The sequence below is a fragment of the Kitasatospora sp. NPDC127121 genome (genome assembly GCF_042677305.1).
In the GTDB taxonomy this organism is placed as follows: Bacteria; Actinomycetota; Actinomycetes; order Streptomycetales; family Streptomycetaceae; genus Kitasatospora.
Genome location: NZ_JBHXTQ010000174.1, coordinates 1 through 1239, shown reverse-complemented (window position 1 = coordinate 1239; position 1239 = coordinate 1). Strand labels below are relative to the sequence as shown.

The 1239-nt window shown below is 68.4% G+C and carries 2 protein-coding genes; both read right to left on the bottom strand.

The genetic code is table 11. The annotated features are described in order from the left end of the window. Positions 1-839: transglycosylase family protein (locus ACFVHI_RS37180; protein WP_380346480.1), on the bottom strand; the 839-nt coding region annotated here is incomplete at its 3' end. A 109-nt stretch (positions 840-948) separates the two neighbouring features. After that, on the bottom strand, positions 949-1239 hold a 291-nt coding region (locus tag ACFVHI_RS37175), incomplete at its 5' end, for a hypothetical protein (protein ID WP_380346478.1).

The window sequence follows — 1239 nt, the reverse complement described above, 5'->3', positions numbered from 1 at the left end:
AGGTCAACGGTCGCCCAACTCCCGTTCGGCTGAAGAGCAGTGAGACTCAGATGCCCGCCATCCGTCGAACCACGCGAGTAGATGGCAAGCGTGCCGTCAGGATCGGTGGCGGCGCGGATCGCACCGCCTGTGACCGGTGTGCCGACCTGGTTGGTGAGGTCGCTGGTGGCCCACTTGTCGGCGGCATCGCGGTAGGTGATCTGGAGGTGGCCGTTGACGGCGTTGGCGCTGGCCACACCGGTAACGCCGTTCTTCATGGCGAAGGCGCTGGGTGCACCGCCGGCGGAGTTCGGGGTGCCGACGACGTTGGTGAGGTCGACGGTGGCCCACTTGTCGGTCGGATACCTGACAGTCCCCTGGAGATGACCGTCAACGCTACGGGTGAAGGTGTAGGCCATGCCGTCAGCACCACTCACCGAACCACCGTCACCCAACGCCGGTATCCACGTCGAACCCGGCGGAGTCGACGGGTACGGGTTGGCGTGGTCGGAGCCCAGGCCCGCCTTCGGACCGCAGCTCGGCCAGGCGCCCTCGCCCTGCCCGGCGAGGACTTTCTCGCCGATCAGGATCTGCTGTTCCTTGGTGGCCTGGTTCGGGTACTGGGCGTACTGGCCTCCGCCGTAGGCGAGCCAGGTGCTCTTCGTGAACTGCAGGCCGCCGTAGTAGCCGTTGCCGGTGTTGATCGACCACTTGCCGCCGCTCTCGCAGGCGGCGACCTTGTCCCAGGTCGACACGGAGGCGGCCGAGGCCTGCCCGGTCGTGAGGGCGGAGGTTCCCCAGGCGAGGAGGCTGGAGGCGAGCAGGGCGAGGGCGGACGTGCGGCGGGTGCGGGTGGTCACGGTCAACTCCGTTGACATTGGGGCGGCGCGATGGCGGGATGGGCGCCGGCCGGGGAAAACCCCCGGCCGGCGTCAGGACCGGTGGTCAGCCGTCGGTCTGGTTGGTGGGTCAGCTGGCGGGGGTACCGACGATGTTGGTGAGGTCGACCGCGGCCCACTGACCGTTCGGCTGGAGGGCGGTGAGGTTGATGTGGCCGCCGTCGGTCGAACCACGGGAGTAGACGGCGAGGGTGCCATCGGGATCGGTGGTGGCGCTGACAGCGCCGTCCGTCGCCGGGGTGCCGACCTTGGTGGTGAGGTCGGTGGTCGCCCACTTGTCGGCGGTGTCCTTGTAGGTGATCTGCAAGTGGCCGTTGGCCGCATTGGCACTGACCACGCCGGTGACACCGTTCTTCATGGT